Origin of the sequence: Rhizobium sp. WYJ-E13, assembly GCF_018987265.1 — a bacterium.
Classification (GTDB): Bacteria; Pseudomonadota; Alphaproteobacteria; order Rhizobiales; family Rhizobiaceae; genus Rhizobium.
In genome coordinates this window covers 2,381,037-2,400,989 of sequence record NZ_CP076853.1, presented here as the reverse complement: position 1 = coordinate 2,400,989, position 19,953 = coordinate 2,381,037, and the positions used below count along the sequence as shown (strand labels likewise).

The window sequence follows — 19,953 nt, the reverse complement described above, 5'->3', positions numbered from 1 at the left end:
AAGCAGTCTTAAATTGGGATCAGATCGCAGGCGCGAGACAGAAAGAGTTGCCGCATGACATTGCCCTTCAATCCCTATCGGGAAATCGTCGATATCGCGATGCGGTTTGCACCTGATGATGGTGAGTTTCGCACATCGATCGGCAATCTTCACATCAGCCGCCGCTCGAACCCGAGCGATCCGCTGCACAGCAGCTACAAACCCTGTTTTGCCTTTGTGCTGCAGGGCGCCAAGAGCCTGCGCCTCGGCGATGAATTCATCAGTTACGGAACCGGGGATTATTTGCTGACCTCACTCGATCTGCCGGTTGCCTGGCGCATCGCCGAGGCCAGCCCCGAGGTGCCGCATCTCTGTCTCGGGCTGGCGATCGATTCCGAAAAGCTGCTGGAACTCTTGAGCCGCATCGATATTCCGCGCCCGGCCTCCCATACGGACGGGCAGCGTGGCATGACGGTCAACGTCGCGCCGCCGGAGCTTCTGGATGCTGCCGTGCGCCTGCTGCGCTTGCTCGATCGTCCAGACGACATTCCGGCCATGGCGCCGCTGATCGAGCAGGAAATCCTTTACCGGATCCTGACCGGCCCCGATGGTGAACGGCTGATCAATATCGCGACGGCTGACAGCCACAGCAACCGGATCGCACGCGCCGTTGCCTGGTTGAAGGAGAATTTCGCCCGGCCGCTGCGCATCGAGGATCTCGCCGATCACGTCAACATGAGCGCGTCATCCTTCCATCATCACTTCAAATCGGTGACGGCGATGACGCCGATGCAGTATCAGAAGCAGCTTCGCCTGCACGAGGCGCGCCGGCTGATGCTGGTGGAGCGGCTCGATGCCGGCACTGCCGGCCACCGGGTCGGCTACCAGAGCCCGTCACAGTTCAGCCGCGAGTACAGCCGCCTCTATGGCGCATCGCCCGCACGCGATGTCGATGGCGCGCGGGATGCTGTGGCAGCGGAATAAGGGGTAGCCGAGCAAGGCTTAGCCCGGAAATTTCAGCGCCTTGTCGTTGCGGCATTTCGCGAGCTTCAGCTGGCGGAAGGAGAGGATGCGCGTGATGCGTTCCTTGCCATCGGTCTCTACACTCATGCAGGCGCAGCCATAGCCGTAATTGCCGTTGGTGCGCACATAGTCGTGCTCTGAAATGTCGGGGATGAGGTCCATGCCTTCGGGCTCGTCATCGCTCCCCTGCGTCATGATCGTCCAGGTGTTTTCCGCATCGTCCAGCCACCAGTTGGCAGGCGTCGGGTTCTGGATCCAGCCGCAGCGCGTCTCGGCGGCAAAGGCCGGGAGAGCGAGGGTAAGCGACAGGGCGGCGGTGAGGGCTATTGTTTTCACGGGCGATTCTCCTTGGGCTTCGATGCTCGGCGATTTGTCTGCCTTCGAACAGCCGAATTCCACTGTTTCATATGATACGAAAAAATCTCCTGACGGTTCTTGACGAGAGCCTGCGATCTGGCGCATAAACGCTACGAACCGTACCGTACGGTACGTAATTGGGGAGTTGAAACCGTGTCAGTCGATGTCGCAGAGCCGAGCGAGTTTTCGCCACGCCAGAACGCCGTTCTGGAGCAGGCGCTGCAGCTTCTCGTCGATGGCGGGGAGAAGGCGCTGACGACCTCGGGTGTGGCGCGCGCCGCCAACTGCTCCAAGGAAAGCCTCTACAAGTGGTTCGGCGACCGGGACGGTCTGCTATCTGCGATGATCGCCTATCAGGCGAGCAAGGTGCGCACCTTCGAGCGCAGCGGCGAGCGGCTGACCTATACGAGCCTGCACGACCATCTCGTCATCTTCGCCCGCGACCTGCTGGAGGTTCTGGCCGGCGACGTGTCGCTGGCGCTCAACCGGCTGGCGATCGGCCATGCCAGCGCACATGAGGCGCATCGCGACGGTTCCAAGCTCGGCAAGCTCTTGCTCGAACGCGGCCGCCGGCAGATCGACCGCCGTGCCATGGCTCTGATCGATGCGGGAAAAAGGGCAGGGCTGCTGCGTTTTATGGATGCCGATGAGGCCTATCATACGCTTTACGGCCTCATCGTTTCCGATTTGCATGTGCGCATGCTGCTCGGAGAACCGGGGCTCAAGGATACTGCACGTCAGGCGGAGAAGGCGGTCACAGCCTTCCTGCGCCTCTACGGCACGGAGAAAGTTCTGGCGGAGATGCCGATCCTCGGCTGACCGCTTTATTGACAGTCAACAAGACAAGCAAAAGGGAAGGAATTTCAATGCGCGTCTATTACGATCGTGATGCCGATCTCAACCTCATCAAGTCGAAGAAGGTCGCCGTCATCGGCTATGGTTCGCAGGGTCGCGCCCATGCGCTGAACCTCAAGGATTCCGGCGCCCAGAACGTCGTCATCGCGCTCAAGGCTGGTTCGCCGACCGTCAAGAAGGCCGAAGCCGACGGCTTCAAGGTCATGACGGTTGCCGAAGCTGCCGCCTGGGCCGACCTGATGATGATGGCAACCCCGGACGAACTGCAGGCCGATATCTACAAGGCCGACATCGCTGGCAACATCCGCGACGGCGCAGCGATCGCCTTCGCACACGGCCTCAACGTTCACTTCGGCCTCATCGAGCCGAAGGCTTCGGTCGACGTCGTCATGATCGCCCCGAAAGGCCCTGGCCACACGGTTCGCGGCGAATACCAGAAGGGCGGCGGCGTTCCCTGCCTCGTTGCCGTTCATCAGAACGCTTCCGGCAATGCACTCGAACTCGCTCTCTCCTACGCCTGCGGCGTCGGCGGCGGCCGTTCGGGCATCATCGAAACCAACTTCCGCGAAGAGTGCGAAACCGACCTCTTCGGCGAACAGGTCGTTCTCTGCGGCGGTCTCGTCGAGCTCATCCGCGCTGGTTTCGAAACGCTTGTTGAAGCCGGTTACGCTCCGGAAATGGCCTATTTCGAGTGCCTGCACGAAGTGAAGCTGATCGTCGACCTGATCTATGAAGGCGGCATCGCGAACATGAACTACTCGATCTCCAACACGGCCGAATGGGGCGAATACGTCACGGGTCCGCGCATCATCACCGAGGAAACCAAGGCTGAGATGAAGCGCGTCCTGAAGGACATCCAGACCGGCAAGTTCACCTCCGAGTGGATGCAGGAATACCGCGCCGGCGGCTCGCGCTTCAAGGGCATCCGCCGCCTGAACGACAGCCATCAGATCGAAGAAGTCGGCACAAAGCTGCGCGCCATGATGCCCTGGATCGGCAAGAACAAGCTGGTCGACAAGTCCGTCAACTAAGTGGCTTGAGACTTTGAACATGAGAGGCCGGGGCGAAAGCTCCGGCCTTGTTATTTGGTAATGTGCTCTCCAGTTCACGTCATGCTCGGGCTCGTCCCTGATATCTGCAACGGCAGCAGATGCTCGGGACAAGCCCGAGCATGACGGAGGGAAATTAACCGGCCTAGTCCGGGCGCGGAATAGCACGCGCCGGATTTACTTGAGAGCGCCGAGGTACAGCCAGCGGGTCGGCTTGCCGTCGTAACCACCGCCATCAGCTTCTCTGATCGAGACATCCTTCCAGCCGCCGGCAACAAGCAATTCCTGCAGCCATTCCCTTGAAGGGTAGTTGTAATAGCGTCCGAAATCATCTTGGCCTTCTGCCGTGCCGGCCTTGAAGCTCGCATGGAAGACGCCGCCGTGTTTCAAAGCGTTGCGGATGAGAGTGAGGATGACCGGGAGATCGGCGCGAGGCACATGCAGGAGGCTCGCCTCCGCCCAGACGCCGTCGAATTCCTCTCTGGCTGAAAGCTCCTCGAATCGCATGACCTTCACCGTCCTATCAATCAGCTTCTCGGCCTGCCGGGCAAGCTCGGCAGAGCCGTCCGTCGGCGTGACGTCGAAGCCCTTGGACAGCATGTAGGCGCAGTCCTGACCGCCGCCGCAGCCGAGTTCGAGGATGCGCGCCTGTTCGGGGAGGTCGGCGAGGAAGGCATCGAGCCTTGTTGTCGGTGGCTTGCGATCGCGGGTGGCGTAGGTCTCGGCGTTGTCGTTGTAGAAGGCGGACGTGTCGTCTCGGATCATGGCTATCGATCGCGATTATTGGTCTGACTGAAGACGTTTTTCGGGAGCTGGTTGGCTCCGATAATGTCAAGGATCGATATGCCGAGTTCGTGAGGTTCTCGCATCAGAGCCGGTCTTTCCTGTCTCTGTAAATGCCGGCGTCGGCGCCTCGGGCCATACCTTTAAGGTCGGCGAGTTCAGGGGCGGGGAGGAGAAGGACGCTTTTGCCCTTTGTGATGAAGACGAGTTCCTGGCCTGCAGACCAGTGCTGCTGTTCGCACACTTCCTTCGGAATGGAGATCCGGAACTTTGCGGAGAGGGTTGCGGTCGCCATCTTGCCTTTCCTTTATCGATCGAGGGTAGAAGCTTAGCTAGCGGCGGTCAAAGGCGAGCCGGCTCTTAGTTACAAAAAAACCGGGCATTACGCCCGGCTTCGATGTTATGGGCTTATCGCTGTGCCCAAAATCCGGATCACAGAACCCGGCGCGTCCAGCCGCGCTCGTCGTTCGTGACGCCCTTCTGCAGGCTGACGAGCTGCTGGCGCAGGTCCGTGGTCAGCTTGCCGGTCTGGCCGTCGCCGACCTTGAACTCGCCACCGGCGTGGCGGACGAGACCGATGCCTGCCAGCACTGCGGCCGTGCCGCAGGCGAAGGCTTCGACAAGCTTGCCGCTCGCTGCATCCGTCTGCCATTCGTCGAAGGAATAGGGGCGCTCTTCGACGCGCAAGCCCTTTTCCTTGGCGAGCACGATGACCGAGGCGCGGGTGATGCCTGGCAGGATCGTGCCGCCGAGCGGCGGGGTTACCACTGATCCATCATTCATGACGAAGAAGACGTTCATGCCGCCGAGTTCTTCGACCCAGCGATGTTCGGCTGCATCAAGGAAGACGACCTGGTCGCAATCCTTCTTGGCGGCTTCGGCCTGTGCGACGAGGCTCGCTGCATAGTTGCCGCCGCATTTTGCAGCACCCGTGCCGCCAGCGGCTGCGCGGGTGTAGGTGGTTTCGACCCAGAGCGAGACCGCCTTTGCGCCGCCCTTGAAATAGGCGCCGACCGGGGAGGCGATGATGCAGAAGATATATTCCTGGGCCGGGCGAACGCCGAGGAATGCCTCATTGGCGAACATGAAGGGGCGAAGGTAGAGGCTGGCGTCGCCGGAGGGGATCCAGTTCTTATCGACCCGGACCAGTTCTTCGACCGCCTTCAGGAAGAGTTCTTCCGGCACTGCAGGCATCGCCATGCGGGCTGCCGACTGCGCGAAGCGGCGGGCGTTCTCTTCCGGGCGAAAGAGCAGGATGCGGCCGTCATCTGCCTTGTAGGCCTTCATGCCTTCGAAGATTTCCTGGGCGTAGTGGAGGACGGCACTTGCTGGATCGAGCTCCAGCGGGCGCCTTGCTGTAACTTTTGCATCATGCCAGCCTTTGTCTGCGGTCCACCGCGCCAAAACCATGTGATCGGTGAAGATCTTCCCGAAGCCGGGTGTTTCCAGTGCCTTGATGCGGTCGGCGTCGGACACGGGAGATTTGTGGAATTCGATAGTGATTTCAGGAGAGGTCGACGTCGCGGTCATTGCTGGCACCTTGATAGTCCATTGAATAATGGCGCGCACACTACTGCCGCCGGGCCGGTTTTGGAAAGGTCTGAATCGGCCGGTTTCGGCTTTTTGATCAGAGGAACAATCGCTTGATGTGGCGAACCTTCACGAAACGAGGCAGGTCATTCGGTCCGGTTGGATGAAATCTCTGATGTCAGCCCAATCGACCCCAAGGCTTCCAATCATAGGAGCTCAATCTTGTCACAGTGACAAGAAAATAGGTCAGTATTGTTGACATAAATTCCACTGCGTGTTGAGTTGCTGATATTATAAGAAATACGAGGAAACCCCATGCTGGACTGGGACGCAATGTTTGCAACGCGCTCGTCACGGATGCGCGCTTCGGAAATCCGCGAGCTTCTGAAACTTCTCGACCGGCCTGACATCATCTCCTTCGCCGGCGGCATTCCGGATCCGGCGCTGTTTCCGGACAAGGAGTTCAAGCAGGCCTATGCGGATATTTTCGACAGTTCGGCCGTGAACTCCGCCCTGCAATATTCAGTTTCCGAAGGCTACAAGCCGCTGCGCGAATGGCTGGTCGGGCAGATGGCGGAGTTAGGCATTCCCTGCGGGCTCGACAATGTCTTCATCGTTTCCGGTTCGCAGCAGGGCCTCGATTATCTCGGCAAGCTCTTCCTCTCGCCCAACGATACAGCGCTCGTCACCTGGCCGACCTATCTCGGCGCGCTGCAGGCCTTCAATGCCTATGAGCCCTCCTACGATCAACTGACGCCGGGCGGCAACCGCACGCCGGACTCCTATCGCGAGGCTGCGGCTCAGAAGGGCGGCAAGGTGAAGTTCGCCTATCTTTCGGCCGATTTCTCCAACCCGACCGGCGAGACCGTCGACCGTGACGGCCGCGAGAAGGTCTTGAAGCTTGCCGATGAACTCGACATTGCCGTCATCGAGGATGCTGCATACCAGTCCCTGCGTTACGATGGCGATCCAATCCCGCCCATCCTGGCGCTGGAGATCGCCGTGAAGGGCCATATCAATGATACGCGCACGATCTATTGCGGCAGCTTCTCCAAGACACTGGCGCCCGGCCTTCGCGTCGGCTTCATCGTTGCCAATGCGCCCGTTATCCGCAAGCTGGTGCTGATGAAGCAGGCGGCCGATCTGCATTCATCGACCATCAACCAGATGGCGATTTCGGAAGTTGCCGAGCGCGGTTTCGATGCGCAGGTCGCCAAGATCAGGGCCGCTTACAGCCATCGCCGCAATTGCATGCTGGCCGCCCTCGAAAAGTATATGCCTGAGGGCACGAGTTGGACGAAGCCGGAAGGCGGTATGTTCATCTGGGTCACGCTGCCCAAGGGCATGGACGGTGCCGAGTTGCTTGCCAAGTCTCTCGAAAGCGCCAAGGTTGCCTTCGTTCCGGGCAAGGCCTTCTTTGCCGATGGTTCGGGCGCCAACACGTTCCGTGTCAGCTTCTCCTGCGCCACTGAGACGATGATTGACGAGGGCATCAGCCGTCTCGGCAAGCTGATCGCCAGCGAGATCGGCTGATAGAATTCAAGAATGGGCGGCGATCAGAAGATCGTCGTCCAGCCTTCATTTGCGGTTTCACTCTTGCCGTAGCCGACACGGTCGGCGACCGCGCCGTCGGCATTGGTGAGGATGATGTCGCCGCCCTTGTTGGCGAGCTGCGGGCCGCCATCTTCCGGGTCGAGTTTTATGGTGCGGAATTCGCCTGGAGCAAGCGAACCCGAGAGCTTCTGACGGCGGCCTTCGCCATCTTCCAGAGACCAGCCTTCGATCGATGCCATCACGTCAGAGCGGTTGACGAGCGTCACCGTCTCATCCTCCGTGCCGTCGGGATGGTTTACCGGATTGATCATGGCAGCGACGATGCGCAGCGACGAGGCGACGATCGGCTGCGGACGGCGGGTGCCTTCGCCGCGGCCCTGACCGCCCCTGTTGTCGCCGACGGGACGGCCGGTGTCGGCGTCGGTGTTCCAGTTCTGCGACTGGAAACCGAGGAAGATTGCTGCCCAATGGTCTTCGTCCGAGAAGTGGATCAGCAGCGCGCCGTCCTGATTGGGGCCGCTGGTTGCACTGAAACTGCCGCTGTCACCCTGGTTCATATGGATGTCGTGGATGCCGTTGCCGGGCTCGAAACCGAAATATTCATCCGGCTTGTTCTTCTCCGGCCCCCAGGCTTCGCCGAAGGCATAGAAATGAATCGACTTGTCGGCGATGCCTTCCTGCACGATCGGCTCAATGAAATCGCGCAGGTCGTTCTTCGGTCCGTCGAGCTGGAACGGGGCGACATTCATATCCTCGCGCTCGATCATGCCGCCGCGCGCATAGTCGATCGCCAGATCCTTTCGGTCGCCCCTGATATCCGTGAGACCCATCGGCAGGGCGGCGAGCGCGGCCGTCAGTTCCGCGTGCTGGAAATCCATGACATTGGCGTAGAGCAAGTCATGCGGCGATTCTTTCGAGCGCACGTTCACGGCAATGCGATAGCTCACGCCACCGGCCTCGATGCGGATTTCGATATGGGGATCGTTGTCGTCGTCAAGGGCGAGCGCCGAAGCCGTACCCTTCAGCACCTTGTAATTCCGGAGCATGGCGAACCTCGTGGTGGGGGCGAGATATCACGATAGCATGGCGGAAATGCATCTTTGTGACGCTGACCTTCCGCCATGCAACGCTTTGGAGAGCTTACTTCTTCAGGTGCGGTGCGAAGAGTTCCATATCGGCTTCGCTCAGGCGCTCATTGGCGGTGTTGAGCTGGTGCCAGTAGGGGTAGATGACCGGCGGCACGCTGACATCATCGAGGCGCTTGCGCTCGTCATCCGAAAGCTTCAGCTCGGCGGCGGCGAGATTGTCCTTGAACTGGGCTTCGGTGCGACCGCCGATGATGACCGATGTGACCGCCTTGCGGCCGATCAGCCAGGCAAGCGCCACCTGGGCTGCGGAAACGCCACGTTCCTGACCGATCGCCACCAGTGTTTCTACGATGTTCCAGAGGCGGTTCTCGTCTCGGATCGGCGGTTCGGTCCAGCCGGCGAACTGGCGGGTGCCCTCGGGGGCTGCGGCATCGCGGCGATGCTTGCCGGAGAGCAGACCGCCGGCGAGCGGGCTCCAGACGAGCACGCCGAGGCCCTGGTCGATGGAGATCGGCAGCAGCTCATATTCGGCGTCGCGGGCTTCCAGCGTATAGTGGATCTGCTGGCTGACGAAGCGCTGGTACTTGTATTCGTTGGCGATGCCGAGCGCCTTCATGATGTGCCAGCCGGAATAGTTCGAGCAGCCGACATAACGCACCTTGCCCTGTCTGATGAGGGTATCGAGCGCTTCCATCGTCTCTTCGAGAGGCGTCTGGCCGTCCCATTCATGGACCTGATAGAGGTCGATGACATCGGTCTTCATGCGCTGCAGGCTTGCCTCGCACTCGCGGATCAGATGGTAACGCGACAGGCCGCGGTCGTTCGGCCCGTCGCCCATGCCGAAGCGGGCCTTGGTGGCAAGCAGCACTCCATCAGGGCGCTTGCCGCCGAGCACTTCGCCGATGATACGCTCGGACTCGCCGTTGGAATAGACATTGGCCGTATCGATCAGGTTGACGCCGGCATCGAGGCAGATATCGACCATGCGGCGGGCCTCCTGCACGCCGAGATCACCGACCGTCTTTGCCCAGCCGACGCCGCCGAAGGTCATGGTGCCCATGGTTACAGTGGAAATTTTCAGGCCGGACCGGCCGAGCAAACGATATTCCATTGAAATTCCTCCTCATGAAAATGGCCTGACGGACGTACCGCAGCAAAGCTTGCCGTCAAACAGCAAGGTGTTCACGCCTGCGTGAATTTACGCCTTCACCCGCTTCCGCGCGAGGATAATAGCGGTCGTTTCGGGAACGGCGAAGAGATTGGATCTTTTTGAATTGACAGTGACCTGGCGGCGATGGCCGATCGAGCCGTGTCAAAGGGGCGATTCCAGAAAGTGGGGGACGATAACCAGTTGGTTGCCAGATAGCGCGCCGGGAGTCTGCTGCCTAGTGTCACATGTCTGTCAATGACCCCGAATAATGAGGGGCATCATCATCCGAGGATTCCTTCCATGAAAACTCTAGTTTCCGCCGCAGCCCTTCTCGCCGCGAGCCTTTTCGCTATCCCGGCTTCCGCCGCCAATCTCGTTCTCTACACCAGCCAGCCGAACGAAGATGCGCAGGCGACCGTCGACGGCTTCATGGCCGCCAATCCCGATATCAAGGTCGACTGGGTGCGCGACGGCACGCCGAAGATCATGGCGAAGCTGCAGGCTGAAATCCAGGCCGGCAACCCGGTTGCGGACGTGCTGCTGATCGCCGACGTGGTGACGCTGGAGCGCCTGAAGGAAGACGGCAAGCTGCTCGCCTACAAATCGCCGGAAGCAGCCCAATACGATGCCGCGCTATATGACGCCGACGGCTACTACTATTCCACCAAGCTGATCACGACCGGTATCATGTACAACACGTCCGCTGCGATGAAGCCGACGAGCTGGAAGGATCTTGCCAAGCCGGAAGCCAAGGGGCTCGTCACTATGCCGAGCCCGCTCGCCTCGGGCGCTGCTCTGATCCATGCCCAGACGCTCGCTGCCGTTCCCGGTCTCGGGTGGGATTTCTACAAGTCGCTCGCCGAGAATGCTGCCGTCGCTTCCGGCGGTAACGGCGTCGTCCTGAAGTCCGTCGCCTCTGGCGAAAAGGCCTACGGCATGGTCGTCGATTACCTGCCGATCCGCGAAAAGGCCAAGGGTGCCCCGGTCGAATTCGTCTTCCCGAGCGAAGGCGTTTCGGCGGTGACCGAGCCGGTCGGCATTCTCGCCAGCGCCAAGAATGCCGATGCCGCCAAGAAGTTCGTCGACTACGTTCTCTCGGAAAAGGGTCAGGAAGGATTCCTGAAGCTCGGCTATATCCCGGCTCGTAACGGCATGAAGCTGCCCGCGGGCTTCCCGGCACGCGACACGATCAAGGTTCTGCCGATCAATGCCGCTGAGGCACTGAAGAATACCGACAAGGACCTGAAGACCTTTACGGATCTTTTCGGTTCGAAATAATAGACCCATGCAGGGCTATGTACGTGCAGGAAGCAGCCAGCCCGTCTGGCTGTTTCCTTTTATTGTCTCCGTGGTTCTTTTCCTCAGCGTGCTGCCTTTGGCGCGGCTCGCGGTCGTCGGCATTTCCGCTTTCGCCAATGGCGGTGTCCTTGAGGTTCTGTCCGACCCCCTGGTCTGGTCGGCGGTCTATTACACCATCGTCACGGCTATCATTGGCACGATCATCTCGCTGATCATCGGCTGCACCTTCGCCTATCTGCTGACGCTGACGGATATTCCGGCCAAGGGGCCGCTCAGCTTCTTCTTCGTGCTGCCGATGATGATCCCGCCGCAGGTGACGGCGCTTGCCTGGGTGCAGATGTCGGGGCCATCGAGCCCGCTTCTGAAGGCGCTGCATATCGCCCCGCCGCTGGGGTCGCCGCAGCCGCTTTATTCGGTTGCTGGTATTGCGCTGCTCTATGGCGTGCAGCATGCGCCGCTCGTCTATCTGGCGCTGAGGGCAGGGCTGATGACCCTGCCGCGCGACGGGGTGGAGGCGGCAAGACTTTCCGGGGCGTCGCGTCTGCGTGTCTTTCGCGATATCATCCTGCCGCTGTCGCTGCCGGGCGTCATTGCGGGTGCGGCGATTTCCTTCGTTTCCTGCACCGGTAATTTCGGCATTCCGGCCATTCTCGGCATTCCCGCGTCGATCTTCACGCTGCCGACGCTGATCTTTTCCAAGTTCACCGCCTTTACCGGCCGCACCTTCGGCGATGTGGCGCTACTGTCTGCCATCATTGCGCTGATCTCGGTCGCCGGCCTTGCCATCCAGGATCGGGCGTTGCGTGGGCGCGACTACCGCGTCATCGGCCTTTCGGGCGCGACGGCGGCCTTCGAACTCGGCGGGTGGAAGCTCATTTTCACGCCGCTGCTGTGGATCGTACTGTTCTTCATGCTGGCGGCGCCCTTCTTTGCGTTGGTGGCGGGCGCACTGGTGCCGGCTTACGGCGTGCCGCTGACTTTCAAGACCATGACGTTTCATGCCTTCGAGGAGATATTGTTCCGGCAGGCGGTGACGCGCACGGCTTTCGTCAATTCGCTGTCGCTCGCAAGCGGAGCCGCAGTCGGTTTGCTGTTCGTCACGGTGCTGGCCGCCTATGCGCTGACGCGGCGCAAGGATACGCTGTCGCGCATTGTTTCCAGCCTTGTCGAAATACCCTATTCGCTGCCGGGTATCGTCATGGCGGTATGCTTCATCCTTGTGTTCGCGGCGCCGATCCCGGTGCTGAACGTGACGCTTTACGGCACAGTCTGGATCATCCTCATTGCCTATTTCTCCTCCTTCTTCGCCGTCAGCCTGAAGCCTGTGGTCAGCGCCTTCCACCAGCTTGATCCGGCGCTGGAGGAGGCAGCACGGCTTTCCGGCGCCGGCTTCTTCCGGCGGCTCAAGGATATCATCGTGCCGCTGATTGCGCCGGCGGCAGGCGCCTCGGTCATCCTCGTTTTCCTGATCGCCTGCAACGAGCTGACGATCTCGGCGCTGCTCTGGTCGGCGGGTACGCAGACGCTGGGTGTCGCCATCTACAATCTCGACGACAGCGGCAGTTCCGATCTTGCCTCGGCACTTTCGGTGCTCGTCGTCTTCATGGTCGTCGCCATGATGCTGCTCCTGGAGCTTCTGGCGAAACATCTGCCCAAGGGAGTGGTGCCGTGGCGAAGCTGATCCTCAATCAGGTGGCCAAGGATTTCGGCACGGGCAGGGCTGCCGTCAGCGGCTTTTCGCTCGATGTGCGCGAGGGCGGCTTCCTGGCGCTGCTCGGCCCGTCGGGCTGCGGCAAGACCACGGTGCTGCGCATGATTGCCGGCTTCGAGACGCCGAGCGATGGTTCCATCCATCTCGGCGAGCGGCTGCTGGCGGACGCCGCGCAATCGTTGCCGCCGGAACGGCGCAACATGGCGATGGTCTTCCAGTCCTACGCGCTCTGGCCGCATATGAGTGTCGCCGACAATGTCGGTTATCCGCTGAAGGTGCGCGGCATCTCCGGCGAAGCTTATAAGACCAAGGTGCGTGAAGCACTGTCGACCGTGCGCCTCGTCGACTATGCCGAGCGGCGGCCGGCCGATCTCTCTGGCGGCCAGCGGCAGCGCGTGGCGCTGGCCCGCTGTCTGGTGACCTCGCCCGATGTCGTGCTGCTCGACGAGCCGCTCGCCAATCTCGACCGGCATCTGAAGCAGGAGATGGAGGAGACGTTCCGCGAGTTCCATCAGCGTTCGGGTGCCACGATGATCTATGTGACGCATGACCAGAGCGAGGCGATGGCGCTCGCAACCGACGTCGCCGTCATGTCCGAGGGGCGGCTGCTGCAGGTGGCGCCGCCGGCGGAGATCTATGCGCGGCCGGAGGGGCGCATGGTCGGCGGGCTGATCGGCCGCGGCGCGATCGTCACGCTGCCGGTCATGGGCGGCGAACGGCAGCTTGAATGGGACGAGCTGGAGGGCGCGCTGCATGCCGCCAATACCGATGGCGCCGATATTCTGGTGCGGCCGGAAGATGTCATCATCGGCGGCGAGGGGGCTCCTGCGACCGTCGAATCCGCGCTCTTCGAGGGTGAGCGTTATGCGGTGAAGCTGATGCTCGGCAACGGCCAGGCACTGCGTGCCTACAGCCGCGTGGCCGTCGTGCCTGATGAGGCGGTGCATGTCGTCATCCGGACCGGCTGGCGGCTATGAGGGACAAACAGGGCTTTTCGAAGCGCTCTTTCGTCTTTAGTTGTATCCCTGATGCCAACCGGGAATGCCTGATGTCGCTTCGCCTTGCCCGCCGGGGCAGGAGGTGGAGTGCTATCCGCGTACCGGGTGGGACAGGCCGAAGGCATCCGACCATTGCCCCGTCGTCATGATATTGGATCTCCTATGACACCAAATTTTTCAGAAGACCTTTCAGCCTTTCCGCCGGAACAGACGGTTTTTCCGATTGCCGGCACCAATCTGCGCGTACTTGACGGGGATCATCCGCTGCTGACAGCCAACAGGGCGTCGATCCGCGAGAACTGGGAGCGGGAGATCGCTGTCAATCCGGCGCTCTTCGACGGCCGCATGGTGCTGCAGCACCGGCTGAAGCTTTCCGAAGACGGGATTGCGAGCGAGGCCCACACCGTTCCCTTCTCGACCTTCATGTGGTGGCGCAGGCAGCCGGAGCGGAAGGGCGCCATCCATCTCTTCGCCTATCCGGTGCTCGAATCATCCGACGGCGCGCTGGTCGCGATCCGCATGGGAGAGCATACGGCCAATCCCGGCCAGGTCTATTTCGCCGCCGGTTCGCTGGAGCCCGAGGATGTCGTTGACGGGCGTTGTGATATCGACAGCAACATGGCCCGCGAAGTGATGGAGGAGACGGGCCTCGATCTCGCCGATGCCGTTGCGGGCGAGGGGTTGCATGCCAGCCACATCCGCCGCTCGGTCTCGATCTTCAAGCTCTTCCGCTTCGATATGACGGCCGATGAGATGGTCGATTTCATTAGCCGGCACATGCTGGTTGCCGAGGACAAGGAAATATCAGGTGCGGTCGCGATCCGCACGGCCAATCCGAAGGCTCAGCCTTACAATGCCGCGATGCTGCCGATCATCGACTGGTATTTCGCGGGCAAGTAGGCCTGAAGCTTGCACTTGCGTGTGCTGTCGGGCAGGTTGGCGGTTCGATGACCGATTCAAGGAGGCCGATGTGGCGTTAAGCTACAGCGTCTATGACGTGTTCACCGACACCAAGCTTGCCGGCAATCCGCTGGCTGTGATCTTCGACGGCGAGGGACTTGGCGATGCCGCCATGCAGGCAATCGCCAGCGAAATGAACCTGTCCGAAACGGTTTTCGTGCAGCAGGCCGACAATCCCGCCTATACGGCGCGTATCCGCATCTTCACGCCCGGCCGCGAATTGCCTTTTGCCGGCCATCCCACGGTTGGTACGGCGATTGCGCTGGCGGAGAAGGCGCATGGAGCAGGATCACTCGACCTCGTTTCGGTGCTGGAGGAAAATGTCGGCCCGGTGCGCTGCGCCGTCAGGCTTCGGGAAGGCGAGGCGAGCTTTGCCGAATTCGACCTGCCGCGCAAATCCCAGCAGATCCAGCTTTCGCTCGACAAGGCCGGCATTGCCGACGCGCTGTCGCTGAAGACGACCGAGATCGGCTTCGAGAATCACGTGCCGTCGATCTGGAGCGCCGGCGTTCCCTTCCTCATGGTGCCGGTCCACGACGTCGGTGCGGCCAGGCGGCTGGAGTTCGATCCGCAGCTCTGGGAAAAGACCGTACCCTTCGTCGATGGCGCGCTCGCTTCGGCCTATATCTACTGTCGCGGCGGCGTGAACCATGTCGCCAAGTTCCATGCCCGCATGTTTGCAAGCGGCATGGGCATTTCCGAGGATCCGGCGACCGGCTCGGCGGCGGCTGCTCTCTCAGGCGCGATCAACCATTTCGACCGGCTGACGGACGGGCATTACCCTGTTCTCATCGAGCAGGGCGTGGAGATGGGCCGCCCGTCCTTCATTCATCTACATATGGATATCGAAGGCGGGACCATTTCGAATGCCCGGATCGGCGGCCAGGCGGTTCGGATTGCGACCGGCACGCTCGACCTTTGATTTCATTGCATTTCCGGCCCCTGACAAAAAAACTTCGCAATTAACCAAAGAATTTTCGGCAGGGCGCTAGACAAGCCGGGCGATCCTATTTATATGCCCCGTCACACCGCGCAGCCAAGCACGGTACGGGTGATTAGCTCAGTTGGTAGAGCAGCTGACTCTTAATCAGCGGGTCGTAGGTTCGAGCCCTACATCACCCACCAATTTCTCCTGCGAAGAGAATGGACGTTGCAGATAAAGCCCTTGATACCAAGGGCTTGTCGGCTTTTTTTGTTTTCTGATTCCGTTGATCCTGCCAGCGGGAATCATCGGCGGCCTTGTCCTCGTCATTCTGCGCTTGCCGGAAATCTCGCTCGGTATTTAACTCGTGTGCCGAGGTCACTGCCGCGGCATCTGCCGCGGTTGGCCGAACCCTGGAGGAATGTCGATGCGCAATGATAAGCAAGACCATGCCAGCTTGGTCGGCGAACATCGGCTGGATGAGAAAGTTCTCGATGTCTTGCATTCCTATCACCGGCGAATCGATGAGGAGCGCCGCAGTCCGCGCCAGGATGCGCCGGGAGGACGCGATGGCGGGCAGGATCAGAGGATGCGGGCAGTCGGGCCGGAGACTGGGCGGTTCCTGAATATCCTCGTCCGCAGCCTGACGGCGCCGACGATTCTCGAACTCGGTACCTCCTTCGGTTATTCCGGCATCTGGCTTGCAGAGGCCGCGCGGGCGACCGGCGGGCGGGTGATCACCATGGAAGTGCATGGTTATAAATCCGCCTATGCACAGGCGATGGCGGAGAAGGCCGGGCTTGCCGAGCATATCGATTTCCGGGTGGGCGATGCGGTCTCCATGATCCGCGAACTGCGGGGCAAGGTGGATTTCGTCCTCGTCGATCTCTGGAAGGATCTCTATCTGCCATGCCTCGAAGCCTTCTATCCGAAGCTCAATGCCGGCGCGATCATCGTTGCCGACAACATGATTTATCCTGCCACCGAAGACGTGAAGATCTATGCCCGGGCTATCAGAGCCAGGCTCGGCATCACCAGCGTGCTGCTGCCGGTCGGATCGGGGCTGGAGGTCAGCCGTTACGAGCGGGCGTGAGTCTCAGGCGGATTTTCACCAGAGGCCGGGAAAGAGCCGGTATCTCACCTTGCGGCAGTAATCCTCATAGCCGAGCAGGCCCCGGCGCAGGTGGCCTTCCTCGTCGGTGAGGCGCAGGATCAGGCCGATGAAGATCAGCGGCACGATGATAAGGCCCCACCAGGAACCGAGGGCAAGCGGGATGCCGGATGCAAGCGGCAGGACGGCGGCGTACATGGGGTGGCGCACCAACGCGTAAGGCCCTGTGGAGACGACCTTCTGGTCTTCGGAGACCTGGATCGTCGCCGAGGCGAAGGAGTTTTCCCTGAGGACGACCACGAAGTAAGCGAAGCCTGCCGAGATCAGCAGATTGCCTGAAATCACCACCCATACCGGAACGGTCAACCAGCCGAAGCGGTAATCGAGTACCGAAACCAGGATGAGGGCGATCATTACGACGCTGGTGAAGAGCTGGATGCGCTTCTGGACCGGGTCCGTTTCGGCGGCCGGCCCGGCGCGCAAGCGCTTTTCCAGAAGTGCCGGGTCGCGATAGTAGAAATAGACCGATGATCCGGCCGACCAGGCGGCGAAATCGGCGAGGAAGAGCCAGCCCTGCCAATAGGCGAGCGTGCCCGCCGCCAGGAACACAATGACTGCGAGGGCCACGAGAAACTTGGCGTTGGCTATGGCGGCCCTGCGGCCGAGATCGGGTGCTGCATCCTGCATGACGCCTCCCTGCGCTCATGCTTCGCAAATCCAGTTTGCGGCTTTGTCTTTAGGATATGCAAAGCAGGTGCATGATATCAAACCATTGCCGGAGGCGCAGGTTCCGGCCGACAGGGCAGGGGATGCTCTGCCTTGTGTGCCCTCAGGCGATTGGTCATGCTTTCCTGCGGGAATGGGAGATTCGGTGGAAATGGGCAAATCCGTTGATGATGGTGGTGTGAAGATCAGGCTTTCCATCGTCGCGCCCTGCTACAATGAGGCCGAGGGGCTGAACGAGTTCTGCCGGAGGGCGCGGGCAGCGGCGGAGGTGGTTGCAGGCCAGTCCTTCGAGATCATCCTCGTCGATGACGGCTCCAGCGATGGTACGTGGGGCGTCATATCAGGCCTTGCGGCGGGCATTCCGCAGGTGCTCGGCGTCAAGCTTCTTCGCAATCACGGCCACCAGCTCGCAGCGACGTCCGGTCTTGCGGTGGCCCGCGGCGAGCGCGTGCTGCTCATCGACGCCGATCTTCAGGATCCGCCGGAGCTGCTTTCCGAGATGATGCCGATCATGGATCAGGGCGCCGATGTCGTTTACGGGCAGCGGAGCGAGCGCAAGGGCGAGACCAGGTTCAAGCTCGTCACGGCCTCTGTCTTCTACCGGCTGCTGACGCGGCTCACCTCGATCTCGATCCCGCAGGACACCGGCGATTTCCGGCTGATGAAGGCGCGCATCGTCCATATCCTCCTCAACATGCCGGAGCGGCATCGTTTCATCCGCGGCATGGTGAGCTGGATCGGCGGCAGGCAGGTGGCACTGCGTTATACACGCGATGCCCGCTATGCCGGCTCGACGAAATATCCGCTGAAGAAGATGATCCGCTTCGCGATCGATGCGATCACCAGCTTCTCGATCATTCCGCTGCGCATCAGCGCCTGGATGGGGCTGATCTCGGCGGTCTTCGCGTTGGGGCTGCTGATCTATACGCTCGTGCAATGGTTCGAGGGCAATGTCATCACCGGCTGGTCGAGCATCATGGCGGCCATTTCCGCTTTGAGCGCCATCCAGCTCATCGCGCTCGGTACGCTCGGCGAATATGTCGGGCGCCTCGTGCAGGAGCACAAGCGCCGGCCGATGTTCATGATCGACTGTGTGGTGCAGGGTGAGGTCATGTCCGAATTGCCCGGTGATTTCTCCGAGCTCGATACCGCCAGCCGCAGGTCGGAACTCGGCAAGCTTTCGGCAGCAGGCGTGACTGCCAGGCCGGTCGAGACGGTTGCCGGCCGCTGATATCGATTGCTGCCGAACATATTGACAAAAATTTCGGCCTTTGCGGCATTTGAGCTTTTCGATCCGGCATAAGCGGCGTATGCAGGCTGCATATCCCTCCGCGCGGCTTGCCTGTCGGTTTTCCCGCCTTTTCCCGCGCAATCCGGAATTCGCATTGGCCGATCGATGACTGCAGTTCAGGCGAGTGAGAAGACAGAGGAGGCGGAAAGCGCCCGTCAGGCGAAGATCGTAGCGCTGGTCGTTGCCGTTTCCTTCTTCATGCAGATCCTCGACGGCACGATCGTCACCACTTCGCTGCCGCAGATGGCGACGAGTTTCGGCGTGCAGCCGGTCGCCATGAGCATCGGCATCACTGTCTATATGCTGACCATGTCGGCCTTCATTCCGCTTTCCGGCTGGCTCGGCGACCGGTTTGGGGCGCGGCGCGTCTTTCTGATGTCGATTGCCGTCTTCACTGTGGCATCCTTGTTCTGCGGCCTGTCGGGAAGCCTGACGGAATTCGTTATTGCGCGCGCGGTGCAGGGGGTGGGCAGCGCGCTGATGACGCCGGTCGGGCGCATCATCGTGCTGAAGAACGCCCGCAAATCCGAGCTGGTGCAGGCGATCGCGCTGATCACCTGGCCGGCGCTGACGGCGCCCGTCGTCGGCCCCGTGCTCGGCGGTTTCATCACCACCTATGCCAGTTGGCACTGGAACTTCCTGATCAACATTCCGATCGGCATTGTCGGCATTGCGCTGGTGCTGCGCTTCGTGCCGGAGCAGCGGGAGGAACGCGTCGGGCCTCTCGACATCAAGGGCTTTTTCCTGAGTGCCGCGGGGCTGACCCTGCTGCTTGCCGGGCTCGAACTGTCCGTCAGAGGGCAGGGTGGCTTCCTGCCGCTCGTCGCGCTGCTTGCGGCCGGCATCGTGCTTTCGGTCATGGCGACGCGGCACTTCCTGCGGGTCGCCAATCCGCTGCTCGATCTCGCCGCCTTCAAGGTGCAGACCTTCTCGATGACGACGCTTTCGGCGGGCACGGCCTGCCGTGTCGCGATCAATGCGACGCCCTTCCTGCTGCCGCTGCTCTTCCAGCTCGGCTTTGGCCTGAGCTCGATTGCCGCCGGCACCTATCTGCTGGTCTATTTCCTCGGCAATCTTGGCATGAAGGTGGTGACGACACCACTCCTGCGGTTCTTCGGTTTCCGCAACGTGCTTTTCTTCAACGGTGTCATCGCCGCTGCCTCGATCGTCGCCTGTGGTTTCCTGACCCCGGAAACGCCTGAGATCGTCATCTCGGGGCTGCTCCTGATTGCCGGGCTTTCGCGCTCGATGGAGTTCACGGCGCTCAACACGCTCTCCTTTGCCGATATCGGCCCGGCGCAGAGAAGCTCGGCCTCGACGCTGTCGAGCATGCTTCAGCAGATTTCCATGCTGCTCGGCGTTGCGGTGGCGGCCGCCGTACTCAACATTTCCTCGGGGCTTCGGGGGGCGGCGGATGCTACGCTCGGCGATTTCCGCTGGGCCTTCTGCGTGGTCGGCATGATCGGCTTCCTGTCCTGCCTGCGCTTCCTGCAGCTTGCTGCCGACGCGGGTGCCGAAGTTTCTCACCACCGTCGCTTTCAAAAAAGCTGATCTTCGCGGAACCATT

General features: G+C 61.1%; 20 protein-coding genes and 1 tRNA gene. 13 read left to right on the top strand and 8 right to left on the bottom strand.

What is annotated here, in order from left to right; all coding sequences use genetic code 11:
• Positions 1 to 54: 54 nt before the first annotated feature.
• The gene (locus KQ933_RS12155) at positions 55 to 963 is read left to right on the top strand and encodes an AraC family transcriptional regulator (RefSeq protein ID WP_216755120.1); all 909 of its coding nucleotides are present in this window, start codon (positions 55 to 57) and stop codon (positions 961 to 963) included.
• 18 nt (positions 964 to 981) lie between these two features.
• On the opposite strand, the gene KQ933_RS12150 is transcribed toward KQ933_RS12155, so the two are convergent.
• Positions 982 to 1,338, bottom strand: coding sequence for a DUF4087 domain-containing protein (locus KQ933_RS12150; RefSeq protein WP_253958235.1), 357 nt, complete (start codon positions 1,336 to 1,338; stop codon positions 982 to 984).
• Positions 1,339 to 1,512: 174 nt separating this feature from the next.
• Here KQ933_RS12150 and KQ933_RS12145 point away from each other — a divergent pair, with 174 nt between their 5' ends.
• Both KQ933_RS12145 and ilvC read left to right on the top strand, forming a co-directional pair.
• Positions 1,513 to 2,178: a TetR/AcrR family transcriptional regulator gene (locus KQ933_RS12145; protein WP_183736049.1), complete on the top strand. Its 666-nt coding sequence runs from the start codon at positions 1,513 to 1,515 to the stop codon at positions 2,176 to 2,178.
• Positions 2,179 to 2,225: 47 nt separating this feature from the next.
• Entirely contained in the window at positions 2,226 to 3,245 is a 1,020-nt protein-coding gene (ilvC, locus tag KQ933_RS12140; RefSeq protein WP_216755118.1) for a ketol-acid reductoisomerase, read from the top strand.
• Positions 3,246 to 3,440: 195 nt separating this feature from the next.
• Here the strand turns inward: ilvC and KQ933_RS12135 are convergent, their stop codons facing one another.
• The 3 genes from KQ933_RS12135 to KQ933_RS12125 form a co-directional block, all read right to left on the bottom strand.
• A complete protein-coding gene (locus tag KQ933_RS12135) occupies positions 3,441 to 4,028 on the bottom strand; it encodes a bifunctional 2-polyprenyl-6-hydroxyphenol methylase/3-demethylubiquinol 3-O-methyltransferase UbiG (RefSeq protein WP_216755117.1) in 588 nt (195 codons plus the stop codon).
• A gap of 103 nt (positions 4,029 to 4,131) precedes the next feature.
• Positions 4,132 to 4,341 (bottom strand): AbrB/MazE/SpoVT family DNA-binding domain-containing protein, encoded by a 210-nt coding sequence (locus tag KQ933_RS12130; protein WP_216755116.1) that lies wholly within the window; start codon positions 4,339 to 4,341, stop codon positions 4,132 to 4,134.
• 137 nt (positions 4,342 to 4,478) lie between these two features.
• Entirely contained in the window at positions 4,479 to 5,576 is a 1,098-nt protein-coding gene (locus tag KQ933_RS12125) for a branched-chain amino acid aminotransferase (protein WP_216755115.1), read from the bottom strand.
• Between the two features lie 315 nt (positions 5,577 to 5,891).
• Between KQ933_RS12125 and KQ933_RS12120 the strand changes: the two genes are divergently transcribed.
• Positions 5,892 to 7,109 (top strand): PLP-dependent aminotransferase family protein, encoded by a 1,218-nt coding sequence (locus KQ933_RS12120; protein WP_216755114.1) that lies wholly within the window; start codon positions 5,892 to 5,894, stop codon positions 7,107 to 7,109.
• A gap of 23 nt (positions 7,110 to 7,132) precedes the next feature.
• On the opposite strand, the gene KQ933_RS12115 is transcribed toward KQ933_RS12120, so the two are convergent.
• Positions 7,133 to 8,176: a DUF2278 family protein gene (locus tag KQ933_RS12115; protein WP_216755113.1), complete on the bottom strand. Its 1,044-nt coding sequence runs from the start codon at positions 8,174 to 8,176 to the stop codon at positions 7,133 to 7,135.
• 94 nt (positions 8,177 to 8,270) lie between these two features.
• Positions 8,271 to 9,329, bottom strand: coding sequence for an aldo/keto reductase (locus KQ933_RS12110; RefSeq protein ID WP_216755112.1), 1,059 nt, complete (start codon positions 9,327 to 9,329; stop codon positions 8,271 to 8,273).
• Between the two features lie 339 nt (positions 9,330 to 9,668).
• Here KQ933_RS12110 and KQ933_RS12105 point away from each other — a divergent pair, with 339 nt between their 5' ends.
• The 6 genes from KQ933_RS12105 (at position 9,669) to KQ933_RS12080 (ending at position 15,461) form a co-directional block, all read left to right on the top strand.
• The gene (locus KQ933_RS12105; RefSeq protein WP_216755111.1) at positions 9,669 to 10,646 is read left to right on the top strand and encodes an ABC transporter substrate-binding protein; all 978 of its coding nucleotides are present in this window, start codon (positions 9,669 to 9,671) and stop codon (positions 10,644 to 10,646) included.
• 7 nt (positions 10,647 to 10,653) lie between these two features.
• Complete coding sequence (locus tag KQ933_RS12100) at positions 10,654 to 12,348, top strand: iron ABC transporter permease (protein ID WP_216755110.1); 1,695 nt, start codon at positions 10,654 to 10,656, stop codon at positions 12,346 to 12,348.
• The gene (locus tag KQ933_RS12095) at positions 12,336 to 13,355 is read left to right on the top strand and encodes an ABC transporter ATP-binding protein (protein WP_216755109.1); all 1,020 of its coding nucleotides are present in this window, start codon (positions 12,336 to 12,338) and stop codon (positions 13,353 to 13,355) included. Before KQ933_RS12100 ends, KQ933_RS12095 begins: the two co-directional genes overlap by 13 nt.
• Before the next feature lie 183 nt (positions 13,356 to 13,538).
• Complete coding sequence (locus KQ933_RS12090; RefSeq protein ID WP_216755108.1) at positions 13,539 to 14,276, top strand: NUDIX hydrolase; 738 nt, start codon at positions 13,539 to 13,541, stop codon at positions 14,274 to 14,276.
• Between the two features lie 70 nt (positions 14,277 to 14,346).
• Positions 14,347 to 15,258: a PhzF family phenazine biosynthesis protein gene (locus KQ933_RS12085; protein WP_216755107.1), complete on the top strand. Its 912-nt coding sequence runs from the start codon at positions 14,347 to 14,349 to the stop codon at positions 15,256 to 15,258.
• A gap of 127 nt (positions 15,259 to 15,385) precedes the next feature.
• Positions 15,386 to 15,461 (top strand) — tRNA-Lys (locus tag KQ933_RS12080).
• Here KQ933_RS12080 and KQ933_RS12075 read toward each other — a convergent pair.
• On the bottom strand, positions 15,452 to 15,763 hold the full coding sequence (locus KQ933_RS12075; RefSeq protein ID WP_216758969.1) for a hypothetical protein: 312 nt from the start codon (positions 15,761 to 15,763) through the stop codon (positions 15,452 to 15,454). The genes KQ933_RS12080 and KQ933_RS12075 overlap by 10 nt on opposite strands.
• On the opposite strand from KQ933_RS12075, the gene KQ933_RS12070 reads away from it, so the two are divergent.
• Positions 15,734 to 16,351: an O-methyltransferase gene (locus KQ933_RS12070; protein ID WP_216758899.1), complete on the top strand. Its 618-nt coding sequence runs from the start codon at positions 15,734 to 15,736 to the stop codon at positions 16,349 to 16,351. The two genes, KQ933_RS12075 and KQ933_RS12070, sit on opposite strands and share 30 nt — an antisense overlap.
• 15 nt (positions 16,352 to 16,366) lie before the next feature.
• Here KQ933_RS12070 and KQ933_RS12065 read toward each other — a convergent pair whose 3' ends face one another.
• The gene (locus KQ933_RS12065; RefSeq protein WP_216755106.1) at positions 16,367 to 17,056 is read right to left on the bottom strand and encodes an isoprenylcysteine carboxylmethyltransferase family protein; all 690 of its coding nucleotides are present in this window, start codon (positions 17,054 to 17,056) and stop codon (positions 16,367 to 16,369) included.
• Positions 17,057 to 17,246: 190 nt separating this feature from the next.
• Between KQ933_RS12065 and KQ933_RS12060 the strand changes: the two genes are divergently transcribed.
• Both KQ933_RS12060 and KQ933_RS12055 read left to right on the top strand, forming a co-directional pair.
• Positions 17,247 to 18,326: a glycosyltransferase family 2 protein gene (locus tag KQ933_RS12060; protein WP_216755105.1), complete on the top strand. Its 1,080-nt coding sequence runs from the start codon at positions 17,247 to 17,249 to the stop codon at positions 18,324 to 18,326.
• A 165-nt stretch (positions 18,327 to 18,491) separates the two neighbouring features.
• Positions 18,492 to 19,937: an MFS transporter gene (locus KQ933_RS12055; RefSeq protein WP_216755104.1), complete on the top strand. Its 1,446-nt coding sequence runs from the start codon at positions 18,492 to 18,494 to the stop codon at positions 19,935 to 19,937.
• Positions 19,938 to 19,953 lie beyond the last annotated feature (16 nt).